Genomic DNA, 15320 nt, shown 5'->3' with positions numbered 1-15320 from the left:
CTTTTGGAAGAAATTGGTTGCGGGGGCAGGATTTGAACCTGCGACCTTCAGGTTATGAGCCTGACGAGCTACCGGGCTGCTCCACCCCGCGCCAAGATATTCGATCTCTCTCGGAGAAAACGGCCAGAGCCTTGAGGCTCGAGGAAGCGGAAGGGCGCTTCGCCGGGCGGAAGAAATCCGCAAGAACCGGCCCGTTGGCCAAGACATGTAGTCCCTTCTCGCCCGCCGATCAACCCCTGTGACGGTTCATTGACGATTCAGACGACGGGCACCCCGCCGGGGTGCTTGGCCTTTGCCTCCGGCTCCACATGGATGGTCACTTTTGCGCCCTTCACCGCCCTTTTCAGAGCGTCTTCGATGCGATCGCAAATGTCGTGAGACTCCTCGACGCTCATCTCCCCGGGCACCACGAGATGGAAGTCGATGAAGGTCATGCGCCCCGCCCTGCGTGTGCGCACGTCATGGGCTTCGATCGCCCCCTCCGCATTGCTGGAGATGGTTTCCCGGATGCGGTCCATATCCTCCTCGGGCACAGCTTCGTCCATCAGCCCTCCGATGGATTTCCGCATCACGTCCCAACCCATCCAAAGAATGTTCAGCGCCACCAGAACGGCGACCGCGGGATCGAGGATGGCCCAGCCGGTCGCCATGGCCGCGGCGACGCCGAGCAGCACTCCGACCGAGGTCACCACGTCGGTCATCAGGTGCTTGCCGTCCGATTCCAGGGCCGTTGAGCGCATCGACCGGCCGAACCGGATCAGCATGAAGCACCATGCCGCGTTGAAGAGGGTCGCCAGGCCGTTCACCGACAGCCCCTGGAGGGGCGCCGACAGCAGCTTGGGATTCTGCAGGTCGTAATAGGCTTCATGAAGGATGGAGAGCGCCGCGAGTACGATCAGTACGCCAACCAGAACGGCCGAGAGATACTCGGCCTTGTCGTGCCCGTAGGGATGGTTGGCGTCCGGCGGCTTGGCGCTCAGCCTCACCGCCATATAGGAGGTGATCGCCGTTGCGACGTTGACGATGCTCTCCAAGGCGTCGGAGTAGAGACCGACGCTGCCTGTCAGCACATAGGCCCAATATTTCAGGCCGAGAACGAGGAGGCTGACGGCAATACTGCCGAGCGCGAGTTTGGTCGCCGAGAGCATGGAAAATCGAATAGCAGGTGTCGCTGTGAATTCAGGGCGCACCTAAGAAGCTGCGTCCGTCCGGGGCAAGAGCTATCTTTTTCAATGCAAACAATTGGCATTAGCCGGCAGCCATCGGCCTCGGCGAAAGAACGCGCTTACCCGGTATCTAATGCTGGGATTCGGCTATGCTGGCTTCGCTCTTGCTGTTCGCAAGAGAAAGCGGCTTCGTCTTGTGATTGGCCCAGGCCTGCCAGCCGAGAATCACCAAAGCCGCTAATGTAAGCACGACCGCCGCGCTGATTTCTATGACTCGGAACTTGGTCAATTTGATCATTCCGATCGTTGTCTCCCGCCGCTTTCATCCGTCCAGACAGGAGCGCGCCCGGCCTCTGGGGCACCCTCGAGCGCCTGTTTAGACTCATGCCGAAGCAGACGTCTTGTGCCCTGATGTCGCGCGCGGCGGGAGGTCGCGTCTGGTTGCGACCGGAGCGACCGTAACCGATGCGATTATCTGGAAGCGCTCTCGGATGGATTTTCCGGCCCGAGATTGGCGGCAAATGGCGGAAAAGAAGTCTCCCGGCGAGAAAGCCCCCGTCCCCGGTCATCCGGCCCGGAGGACTCGGCCGGTGGGGGATTGGGACCGATTGCCCCATCCTCGCGTTCGCTGGAGAGAGGCGTGCGCTCCGGCGCCACCCGGTCCAGCCATCCGGACAATCCCGGCATGGTCACCGGCAGCAGAGACGGCCGTGCCTGGAACCGGCTCGCGATCCGCTTTCCTCGAAGACAGGGCCCGTCTCCGGCGTCCTGAAAGATGGACCGCCGGGTGCACAGCATCCGGCGGATCAGAAGCGTACCCACCGTGCCAGCCAGGGCACCGGCCACCACGTCGGAGACGTAATGGGCGCCCATGAGGAAGCGGCTGGCCGCGATCCAGGCCGCCGCCGTGAACAGCGGCACCGCGTAGCGCGGCCACAGCACGGCGAGGGCCGTCGCGAGCGCGAACGTCGTCGTGGCATGGCCGGAAGGAAAGGAGGCGACGTTGGCGTCGAACGCGAAGGGTGAGAAATGGAACGAGCCGACCTGATCGTAGAGCCTCGGCCGCGCCCGCCCGATCGCCAGCTTGCAGAACGCCGCGAACAAACCGGTCGTCGCGATGGAGAGGAAGATGAAGGCGGCGATCTGGCCGGCATAGAGGCGCCCGATCCGCAGGCGCCGATGGGTCGCCCGATAGCCCAGCGCAACGAAGGCGAGCACCGCCGTGCCGCTCACGATCAGCACCCAGCCGGATTTCCCGACATCGGTGATGGTCCAGAAGATGTGTCGCACATTGGGGTCGAGCTCACGCGCCCAGCGAAGCACCAGCGGATCGAGGAAGAACATCCCGAAGGCGATCAGCGAACCGGCGATGATCGCCTTGTCCCGAAGGGGCATCGCCCCGATGGCCTGCCGGACTCCGCTGAGCTGGCTTTCGCCATTACGCCCCTGCATCGTCCGGTCCCCCATGGCGGCCTATTTTTCCGGCGAGGCCGAGCGGAGTTCCGCCTTGCGCGTCCAGATGAAATAGAGATTGCGGGAATAGACCACGAGGCCCATGGCCTGACCGAGGATGAAGACCGGATCGCCCCGATAGACCGCATAGGTGAGCAGCATCAGCCCGCCGACCAGGCTGAAATACCAGAAGGCTTCCGGCACGACGCTTTCCCGCGCCCGCTCGGTATAGACCCACTGGATGAGAAACCGCATGGCGAACATCATCTGGGCGGCGAAGCCCACGACGAGCCAAATCACCTCCGCCCGCGTGGCGTTTCCGAGCAACGTCCCAGAAGCAACTGCTGCGCTCACTTCGCTCCTCCGTCCATGAAGATCCTTCCGCCTCAGGCGGTCTCACGCTCCGAGACCAGGCGTTCCGCCCCGCTGTCTTCAGCGACCGGCGGCACCGCCGTGCGGCGGCGAAGCCATGTCACGCCGAGCAGGTCGTAAACTCCTATAAGCGCCCGGCCGAGATTACTATATTTCGATTTCCCAGCCACCCGGGGACGATCGTTCACGGGAACATACTCCACGCGGTAGCCGTAGGTGAGAAACAAGACAGGCAGATAACGGTGCATGGTCGTGAAGAACGGCAGCCGCATAAACGCCTGCCGCCAATAGACCTTTATTCCACACCCCGTATCCGGACAGTCGTCCTTCAGGACGGCATCGCGGATCCAGTTCGCCGCCCGCGACGCCAGGCGCTTGGAGCCGGTGTCCTTGCGATCCGCCCGCAGACCGCCGACCAGCGCCGGCCCGTCCGAGCCTGGCTCGCCGAGCTTGGCCACCAGGTTGGGAATGTCCGCCGGATCGTTTTGCGCATCGCCATCCATCATGGCGATCACAGGCGACGCGGCGGCCAGAATCCCCGTGCGGAGCGCGGCGCTCTGCCCGGCCCGCGATCCATGACGCAGATAGCGGAGCGACCTGTAGCTGGGCCGCAGCGCCAGCACCTCGTCCCGTGTCCCGTCCTCGCTGCAATCGTCTACGACGATCACCTCATGCAGCAGGGAGCGCGGAAGGACCGCATAGGTCTCTTCTACGAGTCGCCCGATATTGCCGGCCTCGTTATGGGCCGGCAGCACAACGCTTATACGCATCTGTCTCCCTAATGATGCAGCACCGTCAGAAGCGGATCGGCTAACATGCGCCGGTGACGGTTCCTTAGCAATTGGATGGAAGATGTTACAGCCCGTGGATCGACTTGGCGCGACGAACCCACAGGAGCAGGGCGACAGGTGGACGACACCCCTTCTCCTGGTCCTCTCGCTCATCACCCTCGTACGGCTGATCGCCCTGGGGTTCTCCCAAACCGACCTCTATTTCGACGAGGCGCAGTATTGGAGCTGGGCCCAGGATCCGAGCTTCGGCTACTTCTCCAAGCCGCCGCTCATCGCCTGGATCATCTGGGCCACCACCTCCGTCTGCGGCGACGGCGAAGCCTGCGTCCGCATCTCGGTCCCGTTCTTCCACGCCGGCTCCGCCATCTTTCTTTTTCTGGCCGGACGAGCCCTCTATGACTCGCGAACCGGTTTCTGGTCCGCCGTCATCTTCGCCACCCTGCCGGGCATCTCCTTCTCCGCCAACATCGTCTCCACCGACGTCCCGCTGCTCTTCTGCTGGTCGGCGGCGCTCTATTTCGGCGTGAAGCTGCAGGCGGAACGGCGATGGCGCTGGGCGCTTCTCTTGGGTCTCGCCATCGGCCTGGGCGCACTGGCGAAATACGCCATGCTCTATTTCTACCTCTGCGCCGGCATCTGGCTCGCGGTGAGTCCGGCCGGACGCTGGCTCCTGCGGGATATGAAGGGCCTCGCGTTGCTGGCGCTCCCGGTTCTGATCCTGGTCCCGAACCTGATCTGGAACCTCGATAACGGCCTCGTCACCTTCGCCCACACAGCCGACAATGCGAAACTTGGGGGCTCGCTCTTCCACCCGGGAAACATGCTGGAATTCCTGATCGCCCAACTCGGCGTTTTCGGACCGTTTGTCTTCCCGATGCTGATTGTGATCGCGGTCAGGACGGTAAGACGCGGCGGCTCTCCAGAAGACCGCTATCTCCTCGCCTTCTCGCTGCCCGTGCTGATCCTCGTGACGGTCATCGCCTTCCTGTCGCGCGCCCACGCCAACTGGGCGGCGGCGACCTATCCCGCGGCCACCATTCTCGTCACCGCCATGATGCTCCGGCTGCAGCGGGACACGATCTTTGCGGCGACCGTGGCGGTAAACGTCGTCTCCCTCATCGTCCTCGCCGTGGCGCCGGCCTTCGCCGACCGCCTGACGCTTCCCGGCGGCGGAGATCCCTTCGCCCGGACCATGGGGTGGCGACAAACTGCGGAGGTCGTGCGGGGTGCTCTGAAAGACGGGGATTACGGCGCCATCGTCACCGACGATCGCGCCATAACGGCGGAGCTGCTCTATTACCTGCGCGATAGCGGCGTTCCGATCCTGGCCTGGCCGAACGACGGGCAACCGCGGGACCATTACCAGCTCACTCGCCCCTTCACCAAAGGCACCGAGGCGCCGGTCCTTCTCGTGACGCTCCGCGAGCCGCGCAACCGGATCACGCGGCATTTTTCCACCGTCGAGCCCGTGGGTGTGGAGAAAATTGCCGCAGGCCCCAAGACCAGCCGCACTGTCATCCTGACTTCAATCACCGGCTTTAAGGGAGGCTGAAAGCAGACGCCAAAGGCTGGGAGATTGGCAAGTTGCGTATCGAAAGCCCGAGTTTCTTCACGCTGACCTGTCTCGCCGGTCTGGCCGCCGCAGTCGTTTTCGTCGGCTTTCCGGATCTCGACCTCGCGGTCGCCGATCTTTTCTATTTCGGTAAGCGCCACTTCCTTGCAGACCCATCCCTGCTCGGCAATGTGATGCGCCAGAGCTTCCGCCTGCTGTTCCTGTTCGCCGTCCTCGTGGCCCTGTTCGGCCTGGGGCTCAGCGTCGCGACCGGGCGGAAGCTCTTCGGTTTCGGCTTCCCGCACTGGCTCGCGGTGGTGCTGACCCTTTTCATCGGTCCCGGCCTGATCGCCAACGTGATCTTCAAGGACAATTGGGGCCGCGCCCGGCCCTTCTACGTCGAGCAGTTCGGAGGCCCGCAGAAATTCACGCCGGCCTTGAAGCATTCCGATCAATGCGCCCGCAATTGCTCCTTCGTGTCGGGCGAGGCGTCATCCATCTACGCGGTCTTCTTCGCCTTCGCATTCCTGATCCGCCGCCGGCGGCGCGAGATATTCATCGCGGGCCTCGCAATCGGAACCCTCGCCGGCCTCCTGCGCATCGCCAGCGGCAGTCATTTCCTCAGCGATGTGATCTTTGCCGGCGTGTTCATGGGCCTCGCCGTCCGGGGCGCCTTCGCTCTGGTCTTCGAGATGTCGCCGGTGACGTTTGCCGAGGGCGGCAAGCTTCATTGCCTGCTTCACCAGGGAGTCACCGCCGCTTCGGCCCAGGTCGCAGAAGCAAGGCGGCAGCTGCTTGGCGGCGGCCAGCGGATCGCCGGACGCCTCGCCGCCAGTCTCATGCTCTAATCCCCGGCGTTATCCGGCTTTTCGAAGGTCCCCATCAGCACGTCCTGCGCTAGGATGTGGCCCTTCATCGCCTCCAGCAGAGCCTCGCGATCGGCGTCCGGCCCGAGATCCAGCATCTTGTCGAGGGCGAAGAGCTGGAAATAGTAGCGGTGGGGCTTCTCGTCCGGCGGCTTCGGTCCGAAATAGCCCGTCGATCCCATGCCGTTATTGCCCTGGCGCGCGCCGTCGGGCTGCTCCAGCGCCGCGGAGCCCGGCAGGCCTTCCTCCAAGCTCGTCACGCCGGGGGGAATGTCGAACAGCACCCAATGAACGAATGGCTTCTCCATGGGCGCATCCGGGTCCTCGATAAGAAGTGCATAGGACTTCGTCCCTTCTGGCCCCTTGGTCCAACGCAAGGCCGGCGAGATATTCTGACCGTAGGCGGAGAACTTGTGGGGAATCGCGTCCTCTGCGCCGAAAGCCGGGGTGGTCAGCCCCAGATCGGCGCCGTTTTTCGGGCTCGTCCGCTCGGTCACCACTCCGCTCTCATCGTCATTCGCCATCGTCTCCTCCGTCTCTTCGTCGGTATCGGGCGTCACAACGTCCAGCACGTCCTCCACCACCTCGCCGACCTGTTTACCGGCTTGCACCAACTCGGACTCGTCCTCCGGGAACGTCACCTTGTAGATCGCCCCGTTCGCATCGTCGGAAATGAACAGCGCACCGTCCTTGGAGGTCGCAAGGCCGAAGGGCCGGCCAAGATAGCCGTAGCCGTCTGATGTCTCCTTGAGAAAGCCGGTCACGAAGGGCTCGAGCTTGGTGGGCTTCCCGTCCTCGAAATGCACGCGAAGCACCTCGTAGCCGGAGGGTGGCTTCCGGTTCCAGGAACCGTGCATGGCGACGAAGGCGTCCCCCTGATAGTCGTCGGGGAATTGATTGCCCTCGTAGAACTCCAGCTCCATGGGCGCGGCGTGGGCGGTGTTGGTGAGCACCGGCGCTTCGCTCGCCTTCGCCCAATCCTCATGGGTGAGATCGCCGGGCGGCTCGTCGGCGGGGTTCTTGCCTCCATCTCCATAGATGTAGGGCCAGCCGTATTTCCTGCCCTTCTGGATCAGGTTCAGCTCTTCCGGCTGTTCGTCGTCGCCCAGCCAGTCGATGCCGTGATCCCAGCCATAAAGATCGCCGCTGCGCGGCTGGAAGGCGAAGCCGATCGTATTCCGGAGACCCGAGGCGTAGATGGTGCGAGAGCTGCCGTCCGGCTCCACTTGCAGCATCGTTGCGTTTTCCGGATTCCGTTCGTCGCAGGCATTGCAGGTCGAGCCGACGCTCACATAGAGCTTGTCGTTCGGGCCGACGGCGATGGTGCGGTCCGCATGCTGGCCCGCATCGGGAAGATCGTCCACGATCCGCGTAAGCTCGCCGAACGTCCCGTCCTCCTTTACCTCAGCCTTGTAGATCTCCTTGATGGTGACGAGGTAGACCGTGTCCCCGTCGAAGGCGATGCCGTGCATGTTGGGCCGGCTGGCGACCGTCTTCACGGTCTCGGCCTTCCCGTCGCCGTCCCGGTCCTGGATCATGATCACGTCGCCGACCGAGCGTCGCGTGGCGTAGAGGGTCCCGTCCTCGGAGACCGCGAGCACCCGCGGATTGATCAGCCCCGTGGCAAAGGTCTCCAGCTTGAAGCCCTCCGGCAGCTTCAGACCGGCGACATCCTTGTCGGTGGGCTGAAGGGCTTTCGGCTTCACGATATGCCCGGTCACCTCGACATCGGTCATCTTCTCTTGAGCCGAGGCCGGGGGCACGGCCGGCGCGAGAATCCAGGCGGCGCTCAAGGCCGTCAGGGCGGCGGTCTTCAGGGGATGCTGGAAAAGAGGCACGAGCTTGCTCCTTTGACGGCGGGAAAAGCCCGCCGTCCACGGCTGCGGGGGGAAGCGCCGGAGACGGACGCCGTTTGCCTAGCAACCGTGTGCGGGAAGCGAAGTTCCTTGTCGGACGTGCCTTAGCGCCGGAACTTTAAGGCGTGATGGCGGAGCGCTGGGCGGCGATCGCCGCATTGTCGTCGACCTCGCCTTCGGCGAAGCCCGAATCCCGGCCGTAGATATCGGGGCGGAATTGTACCGCGCCGTTCCCCTGCGCCCAGGCGGTGAGATAGACGAAATGCACCGGCACCGCCGGCCGCAGGCGGACGTCGATGCTCTCGCCCGCCTGGGCGGCCTCATGCACCCGCGCCGCATCCCAGCCTTTCTGCGCCGAGACCAGCCAGGCCACCAGATCGATCACCCGCTGGACGCGCACGCAGCCGGACGAAAACGCCCGCGTGGACTGGCCGAACAAATCCTTCAGCGGCGTGTCGTGCATATAGACCGCGTGCTTATTCGGCATGTTGAGCCGCACGATGCCGAGCGCGTTGTTCGGCCCCGGATCCTGCCGGAACTTGTACTTGGTCACATCCGCCGCCGACCAGTTCACCTGGGCGGGATCGAGCGGCTCACGGCCCCAGCCCGGCATCACGTTGAAGTTCTCCCGGTTGAAATAGGCCGGGTCCTTCCGGATCGTCGGAATCAGATCCTTGCGCGCCACCGAATCCGGCACCCGCCAGGTGGGATAGAAATTCACCTCCACGATCCGCGTGTCGATCAGCGGCGTGGCGCGGTCCGGGCGGCCGACGATCACGCGGCTCGAGAGCGCGAGCCCTCCGTCCTCGACGGCATTCAGCGTGTAGCCCGGCACGTTCACCAGCACGTAGCGCTTGGCCTTGTTGAGCTTCATCAGCTCCTGCACCCGCTCCAGATTGGTTTCGAGCTGCCGCAGCCGCTCCTCCGCCGGGACGTTGAGCACCCGTGCCGTGCGGCGGTCCACGAAGCCGGTGACCTTCAGCCCGTTGCGGATCTGGAATCGGGCGAGGCCTTCGACCAGCTTCTGATCGAATTTCGGGCTGCGGCTGTCGCGGGGTATGTCGCCTTCGATCGCAAGATGCTTGCGCAGCGTCAGCACATTCCGGTCCGTATCGCCGGGCCGCAGGGTCTTCTCCTGGCTGATCTTGGGCCAGCCGCCTGATGCCACGATGGCGCGGTAGCGCGTGATCGCCTGCTGCAGGGATTGGATTGCCGCCTCGCTGACGAACGGCACCTTCATCTCGTAGGCGGGGGCAAAACGCGTGGCCATGGCCTCCCGCTCCTCGCGCAGCCGCTCGCGATCCTTGGCCGTCATTGGCCCGCTATCGGAGAAGCTGCTGAACGGGTTGGCCGCCGCCGGAGCCATTGCCCCAGACGCGGAGAGCGCGAAGCTGGCGATGAGAGTGGCCGGCCAGGCGAAGGAAAGCAGCCGGCGCGGAAAGGCGCCGGTCGGGAAATGCGCAGAAAACATGGAAGAGATCGAGTGCCCTTTAATGGTCCGTACGGATCATGTTCGAATCGTCAATCGTCCCCGGCACGGCCTTGTAAAGCACATCGGCTTCTAAGGGGCCACCGCGGGTGGCGATTAGACGCTCCGCTGGATCCGCATCCGGCCGGCCTGGATGTTCTCGATGGGCGTCGAAAATGCCGCCCCGATCGCATCCCCGCCCCGACCGACGATCACGACTCCGTCGCCGGCCTCGATCTTCAGGCTCTTGTCGGGCTGGGTGATCGGCTCGCCCTGTGCGCGGTTGAGCTGCACCACGAAAAAGCGCCCGTTCACTCTCCGCTCCGCCTCCTCGATGGTGAGTCCCGTCAGCGCCCCGTTCTCGGGCGCAACCACCACCTCCATCGCCAGTCCGAGATTGCGCAACGAGCGGTCCAGCTCCTTCATCTTCTCGGAGTCGCGGATGAAACGCGCGGTCTCGGGATAGAGAATGATCTCCGCGATGCGCTCAGCCCCGATATGGGTGGGCAGCACCACCTTGTTCGCCCCGGCATGACGGAGCTTCCGTTCCGTTGAGACCGCATCGCCCCGCGCGACGATTTCGATGGAGGGGTTGAGATTGCGCGCGCTCAAGGTGATGAACACGTTCGCCGCGTCGTTCGGCAGCACCGTCGCCAGGGTTCGCGCGCGGGTGATGCCCGCGGCCGCAAGCACGACCTCGTTGGTGGCGTCGCCTTGCAGACAGAGATAGCCGGCCTCCCGCGCGTCCGCCACCCGCCGCTCGTTCTCCTCCAGGATCAGGAAGGGAACGCCCCCGTCGAAGAGGGCCACCGCCACGGCCACCCCGATGCGGCCGAAGCCGCAGATGATGGTGTGGTCCTTGAGCTTCTCGATTTCCGTCTGCACGCGCCTCACCCCCAGAACTTTCTGCAGCTGCGCCACCGTGAAGAACTGGGCGAGCGCACCGGTGAAGAAGATCATCCCGGTACAACCGAGGATCATGGTGACCATCGTCAGCCCGTGCAAGTAGGCCGTATCGATGGGGCGAACCTCCCCGTAGCCCACGGTGAACACGGTGATGGCGACCATGTAGATCGCGTCTTCGAAGTCCCAGCCGGCCTCCATATAGCCGACCGTGGAAGCCAAGAAGACCACCAGGATGAAGAACCCGATGCGGACGATATTCTTGGCCGGAGACACGTCTAGCTTGTCCATCGCGATAGATTTCAAGCAACGGCGCAGTCTCACAAGCGAAAATTTGGCATGCGTTATTTCGAGGCGCGGGCGAGCCGATCCAGGAAGTCGGCCTGGGAGGCGTTGATTCGCATCCGCGCCTCTTCCAGGCCGAACCATTCCGCCCGGTCGATTTCCGGAAAAGATTGCCTCTTTCCGCTTCTCGGCGGCCATTCCATCTCGAATGTATCGGAGACGAACCCCGCCGCATCGAAATCGCCCTCCACGGCGAAGGCTCTGACAACCTTGCCGCCGGCCTGGCGGATCTCCCCAAGATCGGCGAACTCCCCGTCCGGCCGCCGTCCCAGCTCCTCCTCGAACTCGCGAATCGCGCAGACGAGCGGGTCTTCATCGTCGAATTCGCCCTTCGGAATCGACCACGCCCCGGCATCTTTTTTGGCCCAGAACGGCCCGCCCGGATGCACCAGCAAGACCTCGAGGTCTTTTCCCCGTCCGCGGTGCATCAGGATTCCGGCGCTACGCTTTGTCATGGGATGAGTATAGACTGCCCGCCTGACGAACGGCCCCCTTCGCGTTGTGCCGCGATCCTGCCTCTAGGCTGACACATTCGGAGGGCAATTCGTTAACTGAGGGACAGCTTACGCCGCGAGGGGGAATGGGGCGCAAAGCAATCAGACTGTGCGTGATCGGCGTGCTGGGGACAGCCGGGCTTTCGCTTGGGGGCTGCACCGGCAATTTCGGCAGCGTTGACGGGATCGAAGTGACCGGCCAGGAGCGTGACTGCCTGACCCGCGCCATGTATTTCGAATCCCAGCGCAACAGCGAAGAAGGCCTCCTCGCCGTCGGCACCGTGGTCATGAACCGCGTGAAGTCCGATCAGTATCCCAACACCATTTGCGGCGTCGTCGGTCAGCGCCGCCAGTTCGCTCACGGCGTGCTGCGGCGCGAGATGGATCCTGGCCAAAAGGTCGCCGCCGACAAGGTCGCCGGAGAGGTTCTCGCCGGCAAGCGCTCCAAGGAAGTGGGCGAGGCGATGTATTTCCATGCCGCCCGCATCCGCATCCCCTATAAGAACGTCCATTACGTAACGGTCGCCGGCGGCAACGCCTTCTACGAGAAGCGGCCGGGCGGCGGGCGCCAGCTTCCGCCGCTCGAGACGCCGGCCACGGCCGTCGCTGAGGCCGAAGAGGCCGCACCGCAGACGACCACCCTGGCGGGCGCTGAAGCGAAGCAAAGTCCGATCCCTGCGCCGGTCACCCAGACCGCCGAGGCTGAAACGCCCAAACCGCCGGTCACACCCGTAGCGGCCAGCATGTCGGCCCTCCCTTCAGAGATGGCACCGAGCTTCGCAGAGCCGGTCGAAGCCGCTCCCAACACCACCTTCATCCAAAAATCGACCTTCGGCTGGTAGCCTCCACGGCATAAAAAAACCGCCGCGAGGTGACCCCCGCGGCGGCTTCGTATTCCGTGATGATGTAGCGACTGCTACTCGCCCTTCAGGCCCTTCTCGAAATATTTGTGGACCACCTTGTCCTGATTTTCGAGGAGCCAATCGATGGACGGCTCGTTCTTCATGGCCTTGTGGATGGCCTGGGCGGTGGCCTTCCGGTGCACGTCGAACAGGGCCTGGTGATCCAGATCCTTCACATCGACGATGCCCGGGTTCAGCCAGACCGAGCAGATGATGCCGAGATCGTTGGCCTTCTCCTTCGGAATATCGCCGTTGGCGACGCTATCCAGCACGCCGCGGGCAATGGCGTACTGCACCGTGCCCATGAGGATCGACGTATAGCGGCTGTCCTTCACCGTCACCTTGCTGACGCAGATCGTCGGCGGGCGGACCATCACATCCGTGTTCATCAACGCCAGAACACGGGAATGCCCTTTGACCTGATCGCCGAGCAGGCTGGCGAAGGCCGTGCCCATGGGGCCGTCCATTTCACCGATCGCCACTTCCGGCTCCGCCGCCGTCATGGGCGGGCCCGCAACCAGGCTTTCGCCGACACGCATCACAATACGTTCAGCCATGCTGTCCTTCTCCCTTTGATTTGGATGGAAAGTTTTGAAGACGCGAGGACGGGCGGACTATGGCCGGGCAGCACCGCAGGCGCAACCCGCCACGGCGAAATTGCCGCCCCCTGCCGCGTTCAGCAGGATTCGAAGGACAGCGTCGCGCCGTCCCAATTCCCCGCCTCCAGATCGCGCGGCGAGATCCAGAACTGGAAGGCGCCGAGATCGCCGAACCGCCATCCCATCATGTCGTCATAGACGAGCTGCAGAAGCATATGCTTGCTGTCGTTCTCGGCCGCCGCATTGCCCTGGATGTTCAGGCCGAGCCCAAGCACCTGATGCCAGCCTTGGGTCGGGAGCCTGTAGTCCCGATTGATCAAATCAAGAATCGCGGGCGGCATGGCCGAGAAGGCCATCTCGTCTCCAGTCGTCATGGCGAGAAGGCTTTCGGTGGCGAGATCGTCGATCCGGTAAGGAATTCTGTTACGGAGGAGTTCCGGGAAGGCCTGCTTCGCGTGCTCGAACATTGTCGCGAACTGTTTCGTTTCGTCAGGTGCCATCAGAGCCCACGGATCCTTGTCGCCCGCAAACGACTCCACAGCTGCAATGAACTGATCGAGCCCAGTCAGCTGACGCTGCAGGCCGTCATACTGCTCCTCGTGCTGATCGAGGGTAATCAGGGCCTCGGCAAACGCCCCGCTCGGCTCCCCCCGGCGTTCGAACAGGCCGAAAATCTTCTTCGGCTCCAGCCGCATGGCTTCGGCCCGCGCAGCCTCAAGCCCAGCCACCCGGGCCTTCGCGATCCCCACCGAATGGAACCGCGCGATCTTGAGCTTCTCGATATAGCGCTGCGCCCCATGCCACCACATCGGTGTCCCGGACACCCCGATCGCCTCGAAAGCGCTCCGCGCCGAAAAGAAGTAGTTCCGCCGCACGAAACGACGGCTGACCGCGGCCTCCATATGAGCGTAGACCGCATCGTCCGGAAGCTCGCCAGGCACGTCGCCGGTCTCTAATGCGGTAAACTCGACGGGCCAGTAGGGAAAGGTTTGCTTCGCCCAGTGCGACGGACGCTCGGGAAAGAGCCCGCCGGCAGGATCGTAGGCAGGCGTCACGCCCTCCGGAGTCCGCGTGGGACGGCGGTGCGCATCGGCCGGAACGTGGACGACCGCGCCCGCTCCGAGAAAGAAGGCCAGGGATCCACCGGGCGGCAACGGCCAGATCCGCTTCGCCAGGGCGAGCTCCGCAAGATCGAGCTGGGCAGCGAAGGGGAGAGGCTTCCCGGTCCGAGGACAGGTCGGCCAGGGCTGATCGCCTAGGCACGGCACACCGCCGAACCAGCTTCTTGCACCTTGCCAGCGGCCTTCAATCGTCCGCTCGCGCCGCGAGACCACAATGGGCGGCAATTTCCTCGTCATGGCAGTTTCCCTCGACCCCGTTTTCAGGGGCAAAGGTCGCGCCATCAGATTGCTTTTCCGTGAACGAAACTGGGGACGATTGGGCACAAAAAAACCGCCGGCGGCGCGAAGGCCAACGGCGGTTCTTGTCTAAAGATCGTGAAGATAGAGGGGATGATCGATGAATGCTCTTGCGAGCAGCAAATCCAGTTCTTTGTAAGCCTGGCGACGACCTACTCTCCCAAGCCTCAGGGCTTAGTACCATCGGCGCTGGAGTGTTTCACGGCCGTGTTCGGGATGGGAACGGGTGGGGGCACTCCGCAATAATCACCAGCCAACGAAGAACTGGCTTTACTGGGACCGGTGCTCCCTTGCGGGAGCCCGGCTCTGATCTCTTACGCGCTTCGCGTCTTTGAAAAACGCGAAGCGCTGACTGCCACGTCCAGAAGATGCGCTAAGCGCATCCCCAAAGACGGGCACTGACAATGAAAGCAATCAAGCCGATCGAGCTATTAGTACTGGTTAGCTTCATGCATTGCTGCACTTCCACACCCAGCCTATCAACGTGGTGGTCTTCCACGGCTCTCAAGGGAGATCTAGTTTCGAGGTGGGCTTCCCGCTTAGATGCCTTCAGCGGTTATCCCGTCCGCACGTAGCTACCCTGCTGTGCCGCTGGCGCGACAACAGGTCCACCAGAGGTGCGTCCATCCCGGTCCTCTCGTACTAGGGACAGCTCCTCTCAAATCTCCAACACCCACGGCAGATAGGGACCGAACTGTCTCACGACGTTCTAAACCCAGCTCACGTACCACTTTAATCGGCGAACAGCCGAACCCTTGGGACCTGCTCCAGCCCCAGGATGTGATGAGCCGACATCGAGGTGCCAAACGATGCCGTCGATATGGACTCTTGGGCATCATCAGCCTGTTATCCCCGGAGTACCTTTTATCCGTTGAGCGATGGCCCTTCCACGCGGGACCACCGGATCACTAAGGCCGACTTTCGTCTCTGCTCGACCCGTCAGTCTTGCAGTCAGGCTGGCTTATGCCTTTGCACTCGACAGCTGATTTCCGACCAGCTTGAGCCAACCTTCGCGCGCCTCCGTTACTCTTTGGGAGGCGACCGCCCCAGTCAAACTACCCACCATACACTGTCTCGGATCCGGATTACGGACCGCGGTTAGATATCCATGATCGTAAGGGTGGTATTTCAAGGCT

Annotated in this window: 14 protein-coding genes, 1 tRNA gene and 2 rRNA genes (1 of these 17 running past the window's edge); 3 read left to right on the top strand and 14 right to left on the bottom strand. The window is 63.3% G+C overall.

From position 1 onward, the window contains the following. Nucleotides 1-14 precede the first annotated feature (14 nt). The 6 genes from A7A08_RS06660 to A7A08_RS06640 all read right to left on the bottom strand — a co-directional run bounded on the left by A7A08_RS06660 (nt 15) and on the right by A7A08_RS06640 (nt 3760). Nucleotides 15-91 (bottom strand) — tRNA-Met (locus A7A08_RS06660). Between the two features lie 166 nt (nt 92-257). Then, entirely contained in the window at nt 258-1148 is an 891-nt protein-coding gene (locus A7A08_RS06655) for a cation diffusion facilitator family transporter (RefSeq protein ID WP_069094744.1), read from the bottom strand. 148 nt (nt 1149-1296) lie between these two features. After that, complete coding sequence (locus tag A7A08_RS16180) at nt 1297-1464, bottom strand: hypothetical protein (protein ID WP_169822945.1); 168 nt, start codon at nt 1462-1464, stop codon at nt 1297-1299. 173 nt (nt 1465-1637) lie between these two features. Further along, nucleotides 1638-2633, bottom strand: coding sequence for a phosphatase PAP2 family protein (locus A7A08_RS06650; RefSeq protein ID WP_069094743.1), 996 nt, complete (start codon nt 2631-2633; stop codon nt 1638-1640). Between the two features lie 6 nt (nt 2634-2639). Then, complete coding sequence (locus tag A7A08_RS06645; RefSeq protein ID WP_069094742.1) at nt 2640-2972, bottom strand: lipid-A-disaccharide synthase N-terminal domain-containing protein; 333 nt, start codon at nt 2970-2972, stop codon at nt 2640-2642. A gap of 32 nt (nt 2973-3004) precedes the next feature. Further along, nucleotides 3005-3760 carry a glycosyltransferase family 2 protein gene (locus tag A7A08_RS06640; RefSeq protein WP_069094741.1) on the bottom strand — a complete coding sequence of 252 codons (756 nt, stop codon included), beginning with the start codon at nt 3758-3760 and terminating at the stop codon, nt 3005-3007. An 82-nt stretch (nt 3761-3842) separates the two neighbouring features. On the opposite strand from A7A08_RS06640, the gene A7A08_RS06635 reads away from it, so the two are divergent. Together A7A08_RS06635 and A7A08_RS06630 are read left to right on the top strand one after the other, a co-directional pair. Continuing rightward, complete coding sequence (locus A7A08_RS06635) at nt 3843-5333, top strand: ArnT family glycosyltransferase (RefSeq protein WP_083226523.1); 1491 nt, start codon at nt 3843-3845, stop codon at nt 5331-5333. Between the two features lie 32 nt (nt 5334-5365). Next, nucleotides 5366-6181 (top strand): phosphatase PAP2 family protein, encoded by an 816-nt coding sequence (locus tag A7A08_RS06630; RefSeq protein WP_069094739.1) that lies wholly within the window; start codon nt 5366-5368, stop codon nt 6179-6181. On the opposite strand, the gene A7A08_RS06625 is transcribed toward A7A08_RS06630, so the two are convergent. From A7A08_RS06625 to A7A08_RS06610, 4 genes are all read right to left on the bottom strand, one after another. Then, complete coding sequence (locus A7A08_RS06625) at nt 6178-8037, bottom strand: YbhB/YbcL family Raf kinase inhibitor-like protein (RefSeq protein WP_208430590.1); 1860 nt, start codon at nt 8035-8037, stop codon at nt 6178-6180. The two genes, A7A08_RS06630 and A7A08_RS06625, sit on opposite strands and share 4 nt — an antisense overlap. Before the next feature lie 136 nt (nt 8038-8173). Continuing rightward, on the bottom strand, nt 8174-9526 hold the full coding sequence (locus tag A7A08_RS06620; protein ID WP_069094738.1) for a L,D-transpeptidase family protein: 1353 nt from the start codon (nt 9524-9526) through the stop codon (nt 8174-8176). 114 nt (nt 9527-9640) lie between these two features. Continuing rightward, nucleotides 9641-10717, bottom strand: a complete 1077-nt coding sequence (locus A7A08_RS06615) for a potassium channel family protein (protein ID WP_069095049.1) — start codon at nt 10715-10717, stop codon at nt 9641-9643. A 53-nt stretch (nt 10718-10770) separates the two neighbouring features. Then, the gene (locus A7A08_RS06610) at nt 10771-11226 is read right to left on the bottom strand and encodes an NUDIX hydrolase (RefSeq protein WP_069094737.1); all 456 of its coding nucleotides are present in this window, start codon (nt 11224-11226) and stop codon (nt 10771-10773) included. Nucleotides 11227-11351: 125 nt separating this feature from the next. Between A7A08_RS06610 and A7A08_RS06605 the strand changes: the two genes are divergently transcribed. Then, nucleotides 11352-12107 (top strand): cell wall hydrolase, encoded by a 756-nt coding sequence (locus A7A08_RS06605; RefSeq protein ID WP_083226522.1) that lies wholly within the window; start codon nt 11352-11354, stop codon nt 12105-12107. A 74-nt stretch (nt 12108-12181) separates the two neighbouring features. Here A7A08_RS06605 and fae read toward each other — a convergent pair whose 3' ends face one another. The 4 genes from fae to A7A08_RS06585 all read right to left on the bottom strand — a co-directional run. Next, the gene (fae, locus tag A7A08_RS06600) at nt 12182-12724 is read right to left on the bottom strand and encodes a formaldehyde-activating enzyme (RefSeq protein ID WP_069094735.1); all 543 of its coding nucleotides are present in this window, start codon (nt 12722-12724) and stop codon (nt 12182-12184) included. A 119-nt stretch (nt 12725-12843) separates the two neighbouring features. Beyond that, complete coding sequence (locus tag A7A08_RS06595; protein ID WP_069094734.1) at nt 12844-14124, bottom strand: DUF1963 domain-containing protein; 1281 nt, start codon at nt 14122-14124, stop codon at nt 12844-12846. 199 nt (nt 14125-14323) lie between these two features. Further along, a 5S ribosomal RNA gene (gene rrf / locus A7A08_RS06590) occupies nt 14324-14438 on the bottom strand. Between the two features lie 156 nt (nt 14439-14594). Next, nucleotides 14595-15320 (bottom strand): 23S ribosomal RNA (locus A7A08_RS06585) (it continues 2018 nt past the right edge of the window).

Source organism: Methyloligella halotolerans (assembly GCF_001708935.1).
Taxonomy (GTDB): Bacteria; Pseudomonadota; Alphaproteobacteria; order Rhizobiales; family Methyloligellaceae; genus Methyloligella; species Methyloligella halotolerans.
The sequence above is the reverse complement of the archived record's forward strand: the minus strand, read 5'-3'. Positions and strand labels throughout refer to the sequence as shown.

What these genes read in the sequence shown, in the direction of transcription:
- A7A08_RS06655 (WP_069094744.1), bottom strand. Translation starts at nt 1,148, where the DNA reads ATGCTCTCGGCGACCAAACTCGCGCTCGGCAGTATTGCCGTCAGCCTC.
- A7A08_RS16180 (WP_169822945.1), bottom strand. Translation starts at nt 1,464, where the DNA reads ATGATCAAATTGACCAAGTTCCGAGTCATAGAAATCAGCGCGGCGGTC.
- A7A08_RS06650 (WP_069094743.1), bottom strand. Translation starts at nt 2,633, where the DNA reads ATGGGGGACCGGACGATGCAGGGGCGTAATGGCGAAAGCCAGCTCAGC.
- A7A08_RS06640 (WP_069094741.1), bottom strand. Translation starts at nt 3,760, where the DNA reads ATGCGTATAAGCGTTGTGCTGCCGGCCCATAACGAGGCCGGCAATATC.
- A7A08_RS06635 (WP_083226523.1), top strand. Translation starts at nt 3,843, where the DNA reads ATGTTACAGCCCGTGGATCGACTTGGCGCGACGAACCCACAGGAGCAG.
- A7A08_RS06620 (WP_069094738.1), bottom strand. Translation starts at nt 9,526, where the DNA reads ATGTTTTCTGCGCATTTCCCGACCGGCGCCTTTCCGCGCCGGCTGCTT.
- A7A08_RS06615 (WP_069095049.1), bottom strand. Translation starts at nt 10,717, where the DNA reads ATGGACAAGCTAGACGTGTCTCCGGCCAAGAATATCGTCCGCATCGGG.
- A7A08_RS06610 (WP_069094737.1), bottom strand. Translation starts at nt 11,226, where the DNA reads ATGACAAAGCGTAGCGCCGGAATCCTGATGCACCGCGGACGGGGAAAA.
- A7A08_RS06605 (WP_083226522.1), top strand. Translation starts at nt 11,352, where the DNA reads ATGGGGCGCAAAGCAATCAGACTGTGCGTGATCGGCGTGCTGGGGACA.
- fae (WP_069094735.1), bottom strand. Translation starts at nt 12,724, where the DNA reads ATGGCTGAACGTATTGTGATGCGTGTCGGCGAAAGCCTGGTTGCGGGC.
- A7A08_RS06595 (WP_069094734.1), bottom strand. Translation starts at nt 14,124, where the DNA reads ATGACGAGGAAATTGCCGCCCATTGTGGTCTCGCGGCGCGAGCGGACG.